Here is a 16,926-nt window from a genome sequence, read left to right as displayed (position 1 = left end):
CGTCAGGCCGGCTGCCACAGCGTCATGCCGTTCATCGGCACGCGCTGCAGACAGGCGGACAGCGGTTCGCCGTCCGGCAGAATCAGGTCGGGGGCGATCTCCGCCAGCGGGTAGAGCATAAACTCGCGCTGTTTCAGGCCGTAGTGCGGCACCGTCAGGCGCTCGCTGTCGATCACGCTGTCGCCGTACAGCAGCATATCGAGATCGAGCGTACGCGGTCCCCAGCGTTCATCCTTGCGCACCCGCCCCTGGTTGCGCTCAATCTCCTGCGTGTGATCGAGCAGCTGTTCGGCGGGCAGCTGCGTATCCAGCGCCGCCACGGCGTTGAGGAAGTCCGGCTGGTTCTGCGGCCCCAGCGGTTTGGTGCGGTAGAACGAAGAACAGGCGACCAGCCGGCTGCGCGGGAGATGCTCCAGCGCCTCCAGCGCGGCCTGAACCTGTTGCAGCGGCTGCGCCAGGTTGCTGCCCAGCGCGATATACACGCGGATCATTATGCCCCTTCTTTACGCGGCGCGCGGCGGCGCGGCCGGCGCTGACGTGAGCGGCGCGGCGCCGGGTCTTCGCCCAGCGAACCGAGCATGGTTTTCTGGCTTGCCGGCGTTGCGTCCTGGAACTCGGCCCACCATTCGGCCAGACGCTGCATCTCCGGGTTGTTCTCCACCTGGGCGCGCAGCGCCAGCAGATCGTAAGCGGCGCGGAATTTCGGATGTTCCATCAGCTTGTGCGCGCGCTTGCCCTGACGACGCGACAGACGCAGCTGCAGCTGCCAGATATCGCGCACCAGCGTGGTGATGCGTTTCGGGATCGCCAGCGAGCGGCACTGCTCGTCCAGCACGTCGTTCATCGCCAGCGCGAAGGCGTCGTAATAGGCCAGGCCGCTCTCCTGCGCCAGCTTCTGCGCGTGCTCCAGCAGCGGATACCACAGCATGGCGGCGAACAGGAACGCCGGGTTGACGCGCATGTTGTTCTGCAGGCGATGATCGGTGTTCTTCAGCACCTGCACCAGGATACGCTCCATCGGCGTATTGTGGTTCGGCGTGAACTGACGGGCGATCAGCGGGAACAGCGGCTGGAACAGCTGGTATTCGCACAGTTTCAGGTAGGTCTGGAAACCGTAGCCGGACTGCAGCAGTTTCAGCGACTCTTCAAACAGGCGCGCCGGCGGAATATCGTGCAGCAGCGATGCCAGGCGCGGGAGCGGCTCGGCGGTTTCTTCGCTGATGGTCATATCCAGCTTGGCGGCGAAGCGCACCGCGCGCAGCATGCGCACCGGGTCTTCGCGGTAGCGGGTTTCCGGATCGCCAATCAGGCGAATCACCCCCTGCTGCAGATCGCGCAGGCCGCCGACATAGTCGCGCAGAGCGAAGTCCGCCACGCCGTAATACAGGCTGTTGATGGTGAAGTCGCGACGCTGGGCGTCCTCTTCAATGGAGCCGAAGATATTGTCGCGCAGCAGCATGCCGCTCTGGGCCTGCTGCGAGGAGTTCTTGTCGTGCTCCGGATTCTGCTCGTGGTGGCCGCGGAAGGTGGCGACCTCGATGATTTCCGGCCCGAACATCACGTGCGCCAGACGGAAGCGGCGGCCGACCAGACGGCAGTTGCGGAACAGCTTGCGCACCTGCTCCGGCGTGGCGTTGGTGGTGATGTCGAAGTCTTTCGGTTTCTTACCCAGCAGCAGATCGCGCACGCCGCCGCCGACCAGATAGGCCTCAAAGCCGGACTTGTTCAGGCGATACAGCACCTTCAGGGCGTTCTCGCTGATATCTTTGCGCGAAATGGCGTGCTGTTCGCGCGGGATGACGGTCATCGGACGCGTGCCCTCGGCTGCGGATGACGGCGCGCGTTTGCGCGGCGCAGAGCGACGGCCGGCGTGCTCCCGCCCTTTATCGGCAGAGCGCTGACGCGGCGCGGCGGGTTCCTGGGCCGCGGCCTGCTCTTCGCGAACCGGCGCTTTATCGTTGGCCGGCGCATCATCGCGGGCCGATTTGTCATCGCCGGTGAGTACCTTACGGCAAAAATTGGCTACTCGGGTAAAAATGGTACACCTCGATAGTGACGGATAAAAATGGCGCGCCCTTGCCGATGGCAAACCACAGCCGTATGGGGCCGCTGTGGTTTGACATCACTCGGGCTTATAAAAAAATAGCGGCTAATCATAGCTCACCATGGCGCCTTTGAGAATGCCGTTATGTTTTGCGGCAGGGCGAGGGCGGTCTGGCGCGGCACGTTCGCCAGCGTCCAGTGTTCGATGGCCCAGCTCAATAATAATGGCAGATCAAGATCTTGCCAGCTTTCCGGCAGCGGTTGCCGCAAAAAATGCAGCGCGGCGATCAGCACCGGTCGCGGGTCGCCGTCCGGCAGCGGCGGGGCGTGATTTTGCTTCGACAGCTTCAGACCGTGCTCCCCCAGCGCCAGCGGCAGGTGGATATAATCCGGCGTCGGCGCCTGCAGCTGGCGGTACAGCGCCATCTGGCGCACCGTCGGCTCAATCAGGTCGGCGCCGCGTACGATCTCCGTCACGCCCTGAAAATGGTCGTCGACCACCACCGCCAGGTTATAGGCGAACAGGCCGTCGCGCCGGCGGATGATAAAATCCTCCTGCGCCAGCGCCGGGTCGGCGCACAGCTCGCCCTGCAGGCCGTCGTGGAAGCGGTAGACCGGCGCGCTCTGGCGCAGGCGGATGGCGGCGTTCTGCGGGCCGAGCCGCCGTTCCCGGCAGTGGCCGTCGTACAGGCCGCCCGCCTGCTGAATGCGGCTGCGGGTGCAGGTGCAGTAATAGCTGAGCCCCTGGCGCTGCAGCCAGTCCAGCGTAGCGCGGTAGGCGTCGTGACGTTGGGATTGATAAAGCACCTGCCCGTCCCAGTGGAGGCCGTAGTGCTCAAGCGCGCGCAGAATACGGTCGGCGGCGCCGGCGACTTCACGCGGCGGGTCAATATCTTCAATGCGAAGCAGCCACTGCCCGTGGCGGGCGCGGGCCTGCAGAAAACTGCCCAGGGCGGCGATCAGCGAACCGAAGTGCAGATCCCCGGAAGGAGAGGGGGCAAAACGCCCCACATAATGACTTTCTGGCATAATAACTCTGTGCGGCGCGCCGGTAAGGCACGCCGCGGGTAATAACGACTGAATCAGCCGGCCATCTGCTTTTCGCGGATCTCGGCCAGAGTTTTACAGTCGATGCACAAATCGGCCGTCGGACGCGCTTCAAGGCGGCGAATGCCGATCTCTACGCCGCAAGATTCGCAGAAGCCGAAATCATCGTCTTCCACTTTCTTCAGCGTTTTTTCGATCTTTTTGATCAGTTTGCGTTCACGATCGCGGTTACGCAACTCGAGGCTGAATTCCTCTTCCTGAGTGGCGCGGTCCGCGGGATCAGGAAAGTTTGCTGCCTCTTCCTGCATGTGCGACACAGTACGGTCTACTTCGTCCCTGAGCTGGTTGCGCCAAGCTTCAAGAATGCGCTTGAAATGCGACAGCTGGGCGTCGTTCATATACTCTTCGCCCGGCTTCTCTTGATACGGCTCCACCCCAGCGATGGCGAGAATGCTCAAGGACGAGGTTTTACGGTTTTGCCCTTCTTGCATGTTGCTTCTCCTACATACACACGCACTATCGAATCCCCAATGCGGGGGAAAAACAGGCCGCTATAAATAACAGATGGTGAGTAGGTTGGCAATTATTCCTGTCGCCCGCTTGACAATGGTGTGAAGGAAGGCGTATTTGGCGATCTAATCGTCGGCGGCCGATTTATTGACGGCCTGACGCTTTAATCGATAAAAAACGGTAACTTATCGGTGAGACAAATACCGTCAGGTGATAATTTAGCCCCATAACACACCACTTCTACTCCCGCCTGCTGAACCTGCGCCAACAGTGCCGCATAATGCGCATCTATATGATGAGCCGGGGCGACTTGGTCAATACCGCTGTGCAACACGGCAAAGAACAATACCGCACGCTGCCCGCTTTCCACCACGTTTTGCAGTTCGCGCAGGTGCTTCTGACCCCTGAGCGTCACGGCGTCAGGAAAGTAACCACGCTGTTGTTGCAGTAACGTGACAGACTTAACTTCAATATAGCAGTTAACCCGGTTTTCTGCCTGTAATAACAAATCGATACGGCTGTTCTCGCTGCCGTACTTCACTTCGCCGCTGATTTTACTGTAACCAGATAATTCACTGATTAAATTATGTTCGATGGCTTCGCGCACCAGCGCGTTGGCGCGCAGGGTATTGACGCAGATCCAGTCCCCCTGTTGGGTATGGGTCAGCTCCCAGCTGTGGGCGTATTTGCGCTTGGGGTTGTCTGAGATGGAATACCAGACGGTGTCGCCGGGGGTGGCGCAGCCGGTCATGGCGCCGGTATTGGCGCAGTGCAGGGTAAAGGTGTCGCCCTGCGGCGTGACGACGTCGGCCAGAAAGCGTTTGTAACGTTTAATCAGGGTGGCGGATTGCAGCGGTGGCGTGAATTGCATGCGGTGTCTGTCCTAGCTGAGCGCCCACTGTTCCAGCGGGTGGTAACGGGTGCGGCCGTTGTCAAACGACGACTGATATAAGGAAAAATGCGTCACCGGCAGGTTCCAGCCCGGCGTTGACGGCGGCAGCGCCACCGGATGCACCGCAGCGCGCAGCAGGGTGATATGCGGGTGAAACGGCAGCGGGCTTTGATAGCAGCCGCTGCGCGCCGCCTGCGAGCGCAGCATCTGCGCCAGCTGCAGCAGGCCGCGCGGCGCGCGCTTGCAGCCGAGCCAGACCACGCCGGGGCGCGGCCAGTGGCCGAGATCGTCGAGCTGCAGGCTGAAGCCGGGCTGGCTGATGCGTCCCGCCAGCCTTTTTAGCGCCGCCTCCTTCTGGCTGCTGACCTCACCGAGAAACGCCAGCGTCAGGTGCAGGTTGGCGGCGGCGACCGGGCGACCGTCCTGCGGCGCGAAGGCGTCGGCGCGCCAGCGGATGACCTGCTGCTGCAGGCTGTCCGGCAAGGGCAGAGCAAAAAACAGACGGCGCGAACTGGACATGTTTCCTCGGTAACTGAATGAATCTCTGGGCGCAATGCTACAATGAGCGCCGTTGATTAACTACCCCGTGGAGTGTTTTGTGTCTTTATTGCCCGTCAGCCAGGTGCTGGATGAGTTGCTTGCCGCGCTGCGCAGCGCGCCGCAGGTGTTGCTGCACGCGCCGACCGGCGCCGGTAAGTCCACCTGGCTGCCGCTGCAGATCCTGCGGCAGGCCAACCTGCCGGGGCGCATCATCATGCTGGAGCCGCGGCGTCTGGCGGCGAAAAACGTCGCCTATCGCCTGGCGCAGCAGCTGGGGGAAGAGCCGGGGCAAACCGTGGGCTACCGCATGCGCGCCGAAAGCAAAAGCGGGCCGGCGACGCGGCTGGAGGTGGTCACCGAAGGCATTCTGACCCGCATGCTGCAGCAGGATGCGGAGCTGCAGGGCGTCTCGCTGGTGATCTTGGATGAATTCCATGAGCGCAGCCTGCAGGCCGATCTGGCGCTGGCGCTGCTGCTGGACGTACAGCAGGGGCTGCGTGACGATCTGAAGCTGCTGATTATGTCGGCGACGCTGGATAACGCCCGGCTGTCGCAACTGCTGCCGGCCGCGCCGGTGGTGGTGTCGCAGGGGCGCAGTTTCCCGGTGGCGCGCCACTATCAGCCGCTGGCCAGCCATCAGCGGCTGGAGGACGGCGTCGCCTCGGCGGTCAAGCGCCTGCTGGCGGAGCAGCCGGGATCGCTGCTGCTGTTTTTACCGGGCGTGGCGGAGATTTTGCGGGTGATGGAGCGGCTGCAGGGCGAGGTCGCCGGCGATGTCGACCTGTGTCCGCTGTACGGCGCACTGCCGCTGGCGCAGCAGCAGCGGGCGATTCAGCCGGCCGCCGCCGGACGGCGCAAAGTGGTGCTGGCGACCAATATTGCTGAAACCAGCCTGACGATTGAGGGCATCCGGCTGGTGGTGGACAGCGGCCTGGAGCGCACGGCGCGTTTTGACGCGCGCAACGGCCTGACGCGTCTGATTACCCAGCGCATCAGCCAGGCGTCGATGGTGCAGCGCGCCGGACGCGCCGGGCGCCTGGAAGAGGGCGTCTGCTGGCACCTGTGCGCCAAAGAGCAGGCCGAGCGCGCCGCCGAGTACGCCGAGCCGGAAATACTGCACAGCGATCTCAGCGGCTTCTGGCTGGAGCTGCTGCAGTGGGGCTGCGTTGACGCCGGCCAACTGAGCTGGCTGGATCTGCCGCCGCCCGCGGCGCTGGCGGCGGCTCAGCGGCTGTTGCAGACGCTGGGAGCCGCCGATGAACAGGGCAAACTGACGGCGGAGGGGCGCCGGATGGCGACGCTCGGCTGCGAACCGCGGCTGGCGGCGATGCTGTGCGCCGGCGCGGCGCTGGGGGAGAACGGCCTGGCGACCGCCGCCTTGCTGGCAGCGCTGCTGGAAGAGCCGCCGCGTAACGGGCAATTGGATATTGATTACTGGCTCAGCCGGCCGCAGCCGCACTGGCAACGGCGCGCGCGCCAGCTGGCGCAGCGCCTGAAGGGGCGCGACGGCCGCGTGGACGCCGAACTGGCGCCGCGGCTGCTGGCGCACGCCTTTGCCGATCGTATCGCCCAGCGGCGTGGGCAGGACGGCCGCTATCTGCTGGCGAACGGCATGGGCGCGGCGATGAATCAGGATGAGGCGCTGTCGCGCGCGCCGTGGCTGATCGCGCCGGCGCTGCTGCAGGGGGCGAACAGCCCGGACGCGCGTATTCTGCTGGCGCTGCCGCTGGACGTTGAACGGCTGGCGGCGCAGCTGCCGGAGATGGCGCAGCAGCGCACCGCGGTGGAGTGGGATGAAGAAAAAGGCACGTTGCGCGCCTGGCAGCGTCTGCAGATCGGCCGTCTGACGCTGCGCGCCCGGCCGCTGGCGAAACCGGCGGACGACGAGCTGCAGCAGGCGTTGGTGGACTGGGTGCGCGCTCAGGGCCTGGCGGTGCTGAACTGGGAGGGCGCCGCCGGCCAGCTGCGCGCGCGTCTGCAGTGCGCGCGGGAGTGGCTGCCGGAGGCCGACTGGCCGGCGGTGGACGATGAGGCGCTGCTGGCGGAGCTGGAGCGGTGGCTGCTGCCGGCGCTCGGCGGCGTGCGCGATCTGCGCGGTCTGCGGCAGGTTAATCTCGCCGAGGCGCTGAGCAACCTGCTGGACTGGCAGCAGAAACAGCGGCTGGATAATGCGCTGCCCACTCATTACACTGTGCCGACCGGCAGCCGCCTGCCGATCCGCTATGAGGCCGGCAAGCCGCCGCTGCTGCCGGTGCGTCTGCAGGAGATGTTCGGCGAGCAGCGCAGCCCGATGCTGGCGGAGGGTCGCATCGCGGTGGTGCTTGAGTTACTCTCTCCGGCGCACCGGCCGCTGCAGATCACCGCCGACCTGGCGGCGTTCTGGCAGGGCGCCTACCGGGAAGTACAGAAAGAGATGAAGGGGCGCTACCCGAAGCACGTCTGGCCCGACGACCCGGCCAACGCGCTGCCGACGCGCCGCACCAAGAAGTATCAGTAGCTGAATTCGGATGTTTCTTCTGTTCAGTCGGCTGATGCGGGAACAGATTAAGCACAAACTTGAACGGCCATCCTGGCCGTGCAGCGTGGAGAGTGACAGCAATGGCCGGGGATGACCGCGAGCCCATCGGGCGCAAAGGGAAACCACCCAAGCGCAGCGCGCCGCGCAGGCCGCCGCGCCGTCGTCTGGATGACGACGATGATGACTACCAAGCAAATAACTTTCAGGATGAGTATGACGATGATGAATATAACGACGAGGAAGAACGCATGCCGCGTAAGGTAAAGGCCGCGCCGCCTCGTAAGAAACGCCGTTGGCTCGGCTTGATGCTGAAAATCATACTGGTGATCGCCGTGCTGCTGGCCGGCTACGGCGTCTATCTGGATTCGCAGATCCGCAGCCGCATCGACGGCAAGGTCTGGCAGCTGCCGGCGGCGGTGTATGGCCGCATGGTCAACCTGGAACCCGGCATGCCGTACAGCAAAGGCGAAATGGTCAAGCTGCTGGAAGGCATGCAGTACCGCCAGGTCAGCCGGATGACGCGCCCGGGCGAATTTACCGTGAAGGGCAACAGCATTGAGATGCTGCGCCGTCCGTTTGACTTCCCGGACGGTAAAGAGGGGCAGATCCGCGCCCGTCTCGACTTCCAGAACGACCGCCTGGCGAAGATTGAAAACCTGGACAACCAGCGCAGCTTCGGCTTCTTCCGTCTGGACCCACGGCTGATCACCATGCTGCAGTCGCCGAACGGCGAGCAGCGCCTGTTCGTGCCGCGCAGCGGCTTCCCGGATCTGCTGGTGGACACGCTGATCGCCACCGAAGACCGCCACTTCTACGAGCATGACGGCATCAGCCCTTACTCGATCGGTCGTGCGGTGCTGGCCAACCTGACCGCCGGCCGTGCGGTGCAGGGCGGCAGTACCCTGACCCAGCAGCTGGTGAAAAACCTGTTCCTGACCAACGAGCGCTCGCTGTGGCGTAAGGCCAACGAAGCCTATATGGCGCTGCTGGTGGACTACCGTTACAGCAAAGACCGCATCCTGGAGCTGTATCTGAACGAGGTGTACCTCGGTCAGAGCGGCAGCGACCAGATCCGCGGTTTCCCGCTGGCCAGCCTGTACTACTTCGGCCGTCCGGTGGATGAGCTGAGCCTCGACCAGCAGGCGCTGCTGGTGGGGATGGTGAAAGGGGCGTCGCTGTACAACCCGTGGCGCAACCCGAAACTGGCGCTGGAGCGCCGCAACCTGGTGCTGAAACTGCTGCAGAACCAGGGCGTGATCGACGCGGAGCTGTATAACATGCTCAGCGCGCGTCCGCTGGGCGTTCAGCCGAAGGGCGGGGTGATTACGCCGCAGCCGGCCTTTATGCAGCTGGTGCGTCAGGAGCTGCAGAGCAAGCTGGGGGATAAGGTCAACGACCTGTCCGGCGTGAAGATCTTCACCACCCTGGATCCGGTGTCACAGGACGCGGCGGAAAAAGCGGTTGAGGCCGGCGTGCCGGCGCTGCGCGCGGCGCGTCACGTGAAAGATCTGGAAGCGGCAATGGTGATTGTCGACCGCTTCAGCGGCGAAGTCCGCGCGATGGTCGGCGGCGCCGAGCCGCAGTTCGCCGGCTTTAACCGTGCGATGCAGGCCCGGCGTCTGGTGGGGTCGCTGGCCAAGCCGCCGACCTACCTGACCGCGCTGTCCGAACCGGACAAATACCGCCTGAACACCTGGCTGGCGGATGCGCCGCTGTCGCTCAAGCAGCCGAACGGCAGCGTCTGGCAGCCGAATAACTACGATCGTCGTTTCCGCGGCAAGGTGATGCTGGTGGATGCGCTGGCGCACTCGCTGAACGTGCCGACGGTGAATCTGGGGATGGCCGTCGGTCTGGATCAGATCAGCGCCACGCTGCAGCGCCTGGGCATTCCGAAGTCGGAAATTAATCCGGTGCCGTCAATGCTGCTGGGCGCCATCGGCCTGACGCCGATGGAAGTGGCGCAGGAGTACCAGACCATTGCCGGCGGCGGCAACCGTGCGCCGCTGTCCGCAGTGCGTTCGGTGATTGCCGAGGACGGCAGCGTGCTGTACCGCAGCTTCCCGCAGGCGGAGCGCGTAGTGCCGGCACAGGCGGCTTATCTGACGCTGTACGCCATGCAGCAGGGCGTCGCGCGCGGCACCTCGCGCTCGCTGTCGGTGAAGTTCCCTAACTACCATCTGGCGGCGAAAACCGGTACTACCAACGATCTGCGCGACAGCTGGTTTGCCGGCATCGACGGTAAAGAAGTGGCGATCGCCTGGGTCGGACGCGACAACAACGGCCCGGCCAAGCTGACCGGCGCCAACGGCGCACTGACGCTGTACCGCCGCTACCTGGAAAACCAGACGCCGCTGCCGTTGCAGGTGCAGGCGCCGGAAGGGATCAACCAGATGAGCATCGATTCCGACGGCAACTTCCTGTGCGGCGCAGGCGGCTGGCGCACCATTCCGGTGTGGACCGACAACCCGGACGGCCTGTGCCAGGCCAGCCAGGCCGCGCTGCAGCAGCAACAGCAACAACAGCAGCAGGAGCAGGAAGAGCAGAAAGGCTCTGACGGCGTTGCCGGCTGGATTAAGGATATGTTCGGCCAGTAAGGCCGGCGTGAACGGCGGCCGCGACAGGCGGCGCGCCGATGCTAAAAACCCGTAACGGACGTTGCGGGTTTTTTTATTTTTCCGCTTAAGTTATTTCCATAGGGTTAACGGGGCTGAGTCAACGGCCCGGCGTCGGCCGGCGCGCCGAAATGCGCTTGCAGTTAAACTTCCCTTCTGCATAAAATGCGACGCTTATAATAATTATTATCGTTTACATTCTTCATTCAAATACATCAGAGAAACTATCATGGCTACCAAGCGTCCATCTCCATCACCAACGGTGTTCAACCGTTTCCCCGTGCGCGGCAGCGCGCTGGCCATCGCCGCCGCGCTGGGTGCCCTGAGCCTGTCGGCGCAGGCCGCTGACGGGGCGAAAGAAGATACCCTGACCGTGGTCGGCAGCGGCAGCCAACAGCAGGAAAGCGCCTGGGGGCCGGTCGGCACCTATGCCGCCAAGCACAGCGCTACCGGCACCAAAACCGATACGCCGCTGGTGAAAACGCCGCAGTCGGTCTCGGTGGTGACGCGCGAAGAGATGGAGATGCGTCAGCCGGACACGGTGAAAAGCGCGCTGGGCTACACGCCGGGCGTGATGGTGGGCAACCGCGGCGCTTCCACCGCCTATGATTCGGTTAATATCCGCGGCTTCAGCTCGGTCGGCACCAATCTCTATCTGGACGGCCTCAAGCTGCAGGACGACAACTATTCGATTTATCAGGTCGATCCCTATTTCCTGGAGCGCGCCGAGGTGCTGCGCGGGCCGGTTTCCGTGCTGTACGGCAAAAGCAACCCGGGCGGGCTGGTCTCGCTGGTCAGCAAACGGCCGACCGGCGAAGAGCTGCGGGAAGTGCAGTTCAAAATGGGCAGCGATAACCTGTTCCAGACCGGCTTTGACTTCGGCGGCACGCTGGATGACGACGGCGTTTACTCCTACCGCCTGACCGGGCTGGCGCGCAGCGAAGACCAGCAGCAGGTGGGGGAAAAATCCAAGCGTTACGCCATTGCGCCTTCCTTCAGCTGGCGGCCGGACGACCGCACTACCTTTACCCTGCTGAGCAGCTTCCAGGACGATCCGGACGTCGGCTACTACGGCTGGCTGCCGAAAGAGGGCACGGTGGAAAACGGCGTCAACGGCAAGCTGCCGACCAGCTTTAACGACGGCGAACCGGGTTACAACAACATCTCGCGCAAACAGCAGATGATCGGCTACAGCTTCGATCATGCCTTCAACGACGTGTGGAGCGTGCGGCAGAACCTGCGCTACACCAAGATGGACGTCGACTATCGCTCCATCTACGGCCTTGGCATCAGCGCGACCAACCCGAGCGAGCTGACGCGCGGCGTGATGAATTCGAAAGAGCATATGTCCAGCTTTGCGGTTGATAGCCAGGCGCAGGCCAAATTCGCCACCGGCGATGTGGATCACACCCTGCTGATGGGCGTCGACTATATGCGCATGCGCAACGATATCGTGTATGAGTACGGCACCGCATCCAACCTGAGCGTGGTGGCGCCGAACTACGGCAACGACAGCTACACCATTACCGGCAGCGCCAATCAGGTGAACCGTCAGGAGCAGACCGGCCTCTACCTGCAGGATCAGGCCGAGTGGAACAACTGGGTGCTGACGCTGGGCGGCCGCTACGACTGGAGCCAGACCTCCACCACCAACCGCGCGGCGCAAAATACGCGCAGCGAGCAGAACAACAGCGAATTTACCGGCCGTGCCGGGCTGAACTATGTGTTCGACAACGGCATTGCGCCGTACTTCAGCTACAGCGAGTCGTTTGAACCTACCGCCGGTACCGATGCCTTCGGCAAGCCGTTCTCGCCGTCGAAGGGCAAACAGTACGAAACCGGGGTGAAGTACGCGCCGGCCAACCGGCCGATCACCGCCAGCGTGGCGCTGTACCAGCTGACCAAGACCAACAACAAGGTCGCCTTCCCGGATAACCCGGTGTTCAGCATTCAGGGCGGTGAAATCCGCTCCCGTGGGGTTGAGGTCGAGGCCAAGGCGGCGCTGTCGGCCAACGTCAACGTGCTGGGCTCGTACACCTATACCGACGCCGAGTACACCAAAGACACTACCAATCAGGGCCATACGCCGGCGGCGATTCCGAAGCATATGGCGTCGCTGTGGGCGGACTATACCTTCCATGAAAGCGCGCTGAGCGGCCTGACGTTAGGCTCCGGCGTGCGCTATGTCGGCTCCAGCTACGGCGACGAAGCGAATACCTTCAAAGTTAAAGATTACACGGTGGTCGATGCGGCGGTGAAATACGATCTGGCACGATTCAACCTGCCGGGTTCATCCGTTGGCATTAATATCAACAACCTGTTTGATAAAGAGTACGTCTCCAGCTGCTTCAATACCTACGGTTGCTACTGGGGCGCGGAACGTCAGGTGGTTGCGACCGCAACCTTCCGTTTCTAACCGGACAACCCCGGCGCGGCCGCGCTGCGCCGGGTAAAAATAGGGCCTATGCAGGATAAACATCTTCTTCAACAGGCGACGTTCACGCTGGATAACGTGAGCTTCGCCGTTCCCGGCCGCATACTGCTGCAACCGCTGTCACTGACCTTTCCGCACGGGAAAGTCTGCGGGCTGATTGGCCATAACGGCTCCGGCAAATCCACCTTACTGAAAATTCTCGGCCGTCATCAGGCGGCGACCGGCGGTCAGGTGCTGCTGAACGAGACGCCGCTGGCGCAGTGGGACAGCAAGGCGTTCGCCCGCGAAGTGGCCTACCTGCCGCAGCAGCTGCCGGCCGCCGAGGGCATGACGGTGCGCGAGCTGGTGGCCATCGGCCGCTATCCGTGGCACGGCGCGCTGGGGCGTTTTTCCGCCGCCGACCGTCAGCATGTGGAAGAGGCGATCGCGCTGGTGGACTTAAAGCCGCTGGCCGGCCGGCTGGTGGACAGCCTGTCCGGCGGTGAGCGTCAGCGCGCCTGGCTGGCGATGCTGGTGGCGCAGGACAGCCGCTGCCTGCTGCTGGATGAACCGACCTCGGCGCTGGATATCGCCCATCAGGTCGAGGTGTTGGCGCTGATCCAGCGTCTGAGCCGCGAGCGCGGCCTGACGGTGATTGCGGTGCTGCACGATATCAATATGGCCGCCCGCTACTGCGACCACCTGGTGGCGCTGCGCGGCGGGGAGATGATCGCCCAGGGCGCGCCGCTGGAACTGATGCAGGGGCCGGTGCTGGAGCAAATCTACGGCATTCCGATGGGCACGCTGCCGCATCCGAGCGGCGGTTCACCGGTGAGCTTTGTTTACTGATGCAACAGACTTCTTTTGACCCTTTTCGCCGCCGTCTGCTGACGGCGCTGGCGCTGTCGCCGCTGCTGAGCGCGCTGCCGGGCCGCGCGGCCGCACTGCCCGATCTGGGGCGCATCGTCGCGCTGGAATGGCTGCCGGCTGAACTGCTGCTGGCGCTGGGCGTAACGCCGCTGGCGGTGGCCGATATTCATAACTACAACCTGTGGGTGCGCGAGCCGGCGCTGCCGGCGACGGTGGTTGACGCCGGTCAGCGCACCGAACCCAACCTGGAGCTGCTGCAACAGCTGCAGCCGTCGCTGGTGCTGCTGTCGCAGGGCTATGGCCCGTCGCCGCAGCTGCTGGCGCCGATTGCGCCGACCATGGAGTTTGCCTTTAACGACGGCAGCGGCAAACCGCTGACCGTCGCCAAACGCTCACTGCGTCAGCTGGCGCAGCGGCTGGGATTGGAGAGCCGCGCCGAGCAGCATCTGCAGGACTTTGACGCCTTTCTCGGCGGCGCGCGCCAGCGCCTGCGGGCCTACACCCGCCAGCCGCTGCTGCTGTTCTCGCTGATCGATAACCGCCACGCGCTGGTGATCGGCCATCAGAGCCTGTTCCAGGAGGTGATGGACCAGCTCGGCATCGCCAACGCCTGGAGCGGGGAAACCAACTTCTGGGGCTCGGCGATCGTCGGTATCGAACGTTTGGCGACGGTGAAGAATGCGCGGGCGATCTACTTCGACCACGGTAATCAGCGGATGCTGGCGCAGGTGAGCGCGACGCCGCTGTGGCAGTCGCTGCCGTTTGTGCGTCAGCAGCAGCTGCGCCGGCTGCCGGCGGTCTGGCTGTACGGCGCCACGCTGTCCGCGATGCGCTTTTGCCGGTTGCTGGAACAGGCACAGGAGGCGCGCGCATGAATAGCAGACGGCGTATTTTACCTATCGCGCTGCTGGCGTTGCTGGCGGCTGCCGCCGGCGGCCTGAGCCTGTTCAACCTGCTGCAGCAGCTGCCGTTGCCGCAGTGGGGGCAGGCGCTGCGGGCGCCGGATATCGATAACGTGCAGCAGATGGTGTTCCATTATAGCCTGCTGCCGCGTCTGTGCATTGCGTTGCTGGCCGGCGCCGGCCTGGGGCTGGTGGGCGTGCTGTTCCAGCAGGTGCTGCGCAACCCGCTGGCCGAGCCGGCGACGCTCGGCGTTTCGGCCGGCGCGCAGCTGGGGCTGACCATCGCCACGCTGTGGATGCTGCCGGGCGGCGCGTTGACCGAACAGCTGGCCGCGATGGCCGGCGCGATCGTGGTCGGCGCGCTGGTGTTCGGCGTGGCCTGGGGCAAGCGGATGTCGCCGGTGACGCTGATCCTGGCCGGTCTGGTGCTGGGGCTGTACTGCGGTGCGGTCAGCAGCCTGCTGGCGCTGTTCAACTATGAGCAGCTGCAGGGACTGTTCCTGTGGAGCACCGGCTCGCTGAACCAGCAGGACTGGAGCGCGGTGCAGTTTATCCTGCCGCGCCTGCTGCTGACGGCGCTGCTGGCCGCGCTGCTGATCCGTCCGCTGACCCTGCTGGGGCTGGATGACGGCGTGGCGCGCAATCTGGGGCTGGGGCTGGCATTCGCCCGCTTCAGCGCGCTGGCGCTGGCGATCGTGTTCAGCGCCATGTTGGTCAACGCGGTGGGGGTGATCGGCTTTATCGGCCTGTTCGCGCCGCTGATGGCGAAAATGCTGGGCGCGCGCCGGCTGGCGCACCGGATGATGCTGGCGCCGCTGCTGGGGGCGCTGCTGCTTTGGCTGACCGATCAGCTGATGGTCTGGCTGGCGCTGGTCTGGCGGGAAATTCCGACCGGCGCCGCTACCGCGCTGATCGGCGCGCCGCTGCTGCTGTGGCTGCTGCCGCGGCTGCGCAGCGCCGCCACGCCGCCGCCGATGAATTTGGGCGACCGGGTGCCGGCCGAGCGTCAGCATCTGCCGCGCTGGCTGCTGCTGGGCGGCGCGCTGCTGCTGGCCGGGCTGGCGGTGGCGCTGATGCTGGGGAAAAACGCCGCCGGCTGGCACTGGAGCGTCGGCGCGGAATTTGAGTCGCTGTGGCCGTGGCGCTGGCCGCGGGTGCTGTCGGCGCTGGCGGCGGGCGTGATGCTGGCGGTGGCGGGCACGCTGATTCAGAAGCTGACCGGCAACCCGATGGCCAGCCCGGAAGTGCTGGGCATCAGCTCCGGCGCGGCGTTCGGCGTGGTGGTGATGATGTTTATCGTACCGGGCGACGCCTTTGTCTGGCTGCTGCCGGCGGGCAGTCTGGGGGCCGCGCTGACGCTGTTGGTGATCACCGTGGTCGCCGGGCGCGGCGGCTTCTCGACCGAACGGATGCTGCTGGCGGGGATTGCGCTCAGCACCGCGTTTACCACCACTATCTATCTGCTGCTGGCCAGCGGCGACCCGCGCATGGGCGGCCTGCTGACCTGGATTTCCGGTTCGACCTATGCGGTGACCGCGGCGCAGGCGATACGCACCGCGCTGATTGCCGCGCTGCTGGTGCTGCTGGCGCCGCTGTGCCGCCGCTGGCTGACCATTCTGCCGCTGGGCGGCGCGACGGCGCGTTCGGTCGGCATTGCGTTGACGCCGGTGCGCCTGAGCATTCTGCTGCTGGCGGCGACGCTGACCGCGATGGCGACGCTGACCGTCGGCCCGCTCAGCTTTGTCGGCCTGATGGCGCCGCATATGGCGCGCATGCTGGGCTTCCGCCGCGCGCTGCCGCAGCTGCTGATCGCCGCGCTGCTGGGCGGCCTGCTGATGGTGTTTGCCGACTGGTGCGGGCGGATGGTGCTGTTCCCTTACCAAATCCCGGCCGGCCTGCTGGCGACCTTTATCGGCGCGCCGTACTTCGTCTATCTGCTGCGCAGGCAGACTTCGTAGCGGCTTTACTATTCCTCTCAAGGGTCCAGCATGCTGGACCCTTTTTTATCTCTGCATGAACACCACCTCCTATGGAGGTGGTCAGCAACAAGTTGGCTCTGCCAGTAATGCTACTCATGGGAAAATCCGAATCTGTTATCCCCATAACTGATAAGGATTTAACCATGAGTAGATTCCAGAAAGCATCTCATGTGCTCTGGTGTTGTCAATATCATATTGTATGGACACCCAAGTACCGATTTCGCATCCTTAGGAATAATGTTGGCAAAGAGGTCTACAAGCAGATAAGGATCTCAAGTGAGCAACTCGGGATAGAAGTGGTAGAGCTGAATGTTCAGATAGATCATGTCCATTTACTGGTAAAAGTCCCGCCACGTCTTTCTATTTCACATGTGATAGGTCATTTGAAAGGTAAAACAGCCCTTAGGCTGTTCAGCAAATTTCCCTATCTGCGGAAGAACAAGTTGTGGGGAAATCACTTCTGGGCGCGGGGTTACTGCGTAGATACCGTAGGTATAAATGAAGAAATGATAAGAAAGTACGTGAAGTATCAGGAAAAGCATGAAGTTGAAGAGAGCCAGCTTCCACTAAAAGAGGTGTGAAGCGAAGGCTCTCAGAGTC

The 16,926-nt window shown here is 63.8% G+C and carries 13 protein-coding genes; 7 read left to right on the top strand and 6 right to left on the bottom strand.

The window, feature by feature from the left end:
* Nucleotides 1-2: 2 nt before the first annotated feature.
* The 6 genes from folK to thpR form a co-directional block, all read right to left on the bottom strand.
* The gene (gene folK / locus I6G83_RS02545; protein ID WP_015673737.1) at nt 3-491 is read right to left on the bottom strand and encodes a 2-amino-4-hydroxy-6-hydroxymethyldihydropteridine diphosphokinase; all 489 of its coding nucleotides are present in this window, start codon (nt 489-491) and stop codon (nt 3-5) included.
* Nucleotides 491-2,038, bottom strand: a complete 1,548-nt coding sequence (gene pcnB / locus I6G83_RS02540) for a polynucleotide adenylyltransferase PcnB (protein ID WP_071889387.1) — start codon at nt 2,036-2,038, stop codon at nt 491-493. The genes folK and pcnB overlap by 1 nt, the downstream gene beginning before the upstream one ends.
* A gap of 122 nt (nt 2,039-2,160) precedes the next feature.
* Nucleotides 2,161-3,072 carry a tRNA glutamyl-Q(34) synthetase GluQRS gene (gene gluQRS / locus I6G83_RS02535; RefSeq protein ID WP_054307090.1) on the bottom strand — a complete coding sequence of 304 codons (912 nt, stop codon included), beginning with the start codon at nt 3,070-3,072 and terminating at the stop codon, nt 2,161-2,163.
* A gap of 53 nt (nt 3,073-3,125) precedes the next feature.
* Complete coding sequence (gene dksA, locus I6G83_RS02530; RefSeq protein WP_015673734.1) at nt 3,126-3,581, bottom strand: RNA polymerase-binding protein DksA; 456 nt, start codon at nt 3,579-3,581, stop codon at nt 3,126-3,128.
* Between the two features lie 182 nt (nt 3,582-3,763).
* The gene (sfsA, locus tag I6G83_RS02525; protein WP_054307089.1) at nt 3,764-4,471 is read right to left on the bottom strand and encodes a DNA/RNA nuclease SfsA; all 708 of its coding nucleotides are present in this window, start codon (nt 4,469-4,471) and stop codon (nt 3,764-3,766) included.
* 12 nt (nt 4,472-4,483) lie between these two features.
* A complete protein-coding gene (gene thpR / locus I6G83_RS02520) occupies nt 4,484-5,011 on the bottom strand; it encodes an RNA 2',3'-cyclic phosphodiesterase (RefSeq protein ID WP_015673732.1) in 528 nt (175 codons plus the stop codon).
* Nucleotides 5,012-5,090: 79 nt separating this feature from the next.
* Between thpR and hrpB the strand changes: the two genes are divergently transcribed.
* The 7 genes from hrpB (at nt 5,091) to tnpA (ending at nt 16,907) form a co-directional block, all read left to right on the top strand.
* Nucleotides 5,091-7,529, top strand: a complete 2,439-nt coding sequence (hrpB, locus tag I6G83_RS02515; RefSeq protein WP_174545412.1) for an ATP-dependent helicase HrpB — start codon at nt 5,091-5,093, stop codon at nt 7,527-7,529.
* Between the two features lie 101 nt (nt 7,530-7,630).
* Complete coding sequence (gene mrcB / locus I6G83_RS02510) at nt 7,631-10,144, top strand: bifunctional glycosyl transferase/transpeptidase (RefSeq protein ID WP_054306579.1); 2,514 nt, start codon at nt 7,631-7,633, stop codon at nt 10,142-10,144.
* 247 nt (nt 10,145-10,391) lie between these two features.
* Nucleotides 10,392-12,578 (top strand): ferrichrome porin FhuA, encoded by a 2,187-nt coding sequence (gene fhuA, locus I6G83_RS02505; protein ID WP_054306580.1) that lies wholly within the window; start codon nt 10,392-10,394, stop codon nt 12,576-12,578.
* 48 nt (nt 12,579-12,626) lie between these two features.
* Nucleotides 12,627-13,424 (top strand): Fe3+-hydroxamate ABC transporter ATP-binding protein FhuC, encoded by a 798-nt coding sequence (gene fhuC, locus I6G83_RS02500; RefSeq protein ID WP_015673728.1) that lies wholly within the window; start codon nt 12,627-12,629, stop codon nt 13,422-13,424.
* Complete coding sequence (gene fhuD, locus I6G83_RS02495; RefSeq protein WP_054306581.1) at nt 13,424-14,320, top strand: Fe(3+)-hydroxamate ABC transporter substrate-binding protein FhuD; 897 nt, start codon at nt 13,424-13,426, stop codon at nt 14,318-14,320. Before fhuC ends, fhuD begins: the two co-directional genes overlap by 1 nt.
* Nucleotides 14,317-16,305 (top strand): Fe(3+)-hydroxamate ABC transporter permease FhuB, encoded by a 1,989-nt coding sequence (gene fhuB / locus I6G83_RS02490; RefSeq protein WP_054306582.1) that lies wholly within the window; start codon nt 14,317-14,319, stop codon nt 16,303-16,305. The genes fhuD and fhuB overlap by 4 nt, the downstream gene beginning before the upstream one ends.
* Before the next feature lie 164 nt (nt 16,306-16,469).
* Nucleotides 16,470-16,907: an IS200/IS605 family transposase gene (gene tnpA / locus I6G83_RS02485; RefSeq protein WP_032751944.1), complete on the top strand. Its 438-nt coding sequence runs from the start codon at nt 16,470-16,472 to the stop codon at nt 16,905-16,907.
* Nucleotides 16,908-16,926 lie beyond the last annotated feature (19 nt).

Origin of the sequence: Serratia rubidaea, from assembly GCF_016026735.1 — a bacterium.
GTDB classification, from domain to species: Bacteria; Pseudomonadota; Gammaproteobacteria; order Enterobacterales; family Enterobacteriaceae; genus Serratia_B; species Serratia_B rubidaea.
The sequence above is the reverse complement of the archived record's forward strand: the minus strand, read 5'-3'. Positions and strand labels throughout refer to the sequence as shown.

What these genes read in the sequence shown, in the direction of transcription:
- fhuA (WP_054306580.1), top strand. Translation starts at nt 10,392, where the DNA reads ATGGCTACCAAGCGTCCATCTCCATCACCAACGGTGTTCAACCGTTTC.
- gluQRS (WP_054307090.1), bottom strand. Translation starts at nt 3,072, where the DNA reads ATGCCAGAAAGTCATTATGTGGGGCGTTTTGCCCCCTCTCCTTCCGGG.
- sfsA (WP_054307089.1), bottom strand. Translation starts at nt 4,471, where the DNA reads ATGCAATTCACGCCACCGCTGCAATCCGCCACCCTGATTAAACGTTAC.
- dksA (WP_015673734.1), bottom strand. Translation starts at nt 3,581, where the DNA reads ATGCAAGAAGGGCAAAACCGTAAAACCTCGTCCTTGAGCATTCTCGCC.
- mrcB (WP_054306579.1), top strand. Translation starts at nt 7,631, where the DNA reads ATGGCCGGGGATGACCGCGAGCCCATCGGGCGCAAAGGGAAACCACCC.
- fhuC (WP_015673728.1), top strand. Translation starts at nt 12,627, where the DNA reads ATGCAGGATAAACATCTTCTTCAACAGGCGACGTTCACGCTGGATAAC.
- fhuD (WP_054306581.1), top strand. Translation starts at nt 13,424, where the DNA reads ATGCAACAGACTTCTTTTGACCCTTTTCGCCGCCGTCTGCTGACGGCG.
- tnpA (WP_032751944.1), top strand. Translation starts at nt 16,470, where the DNA reads ATGAGTAGATTCCAGAAAGCATCTCATGTGCTCTGGTGTTGTCAATAT.
- thpR (WP_015673732.1), bottom strand. Translation starts at nt 5,011, where the DNA reads ATGTCCAGTTCGCGCCGTCTGTTTTTTGCTCTGCCCTTGCCGGACAGC.
- folK (WP_015673737.1), bottom strand. Translation starts at nt 491, where the DNA reads ATGATCCGCGTGTATATCGCGCTGGGCAGCAACCTGGCGCAGCCGCTG.
- fhuB (WP_054306582.1), top strand. Translation starts at nt 14,317, where the DNA reads ATGAATAGCAGACGGCGTATTTTACCTATCGCGCTGCTGGCGTTGCTG.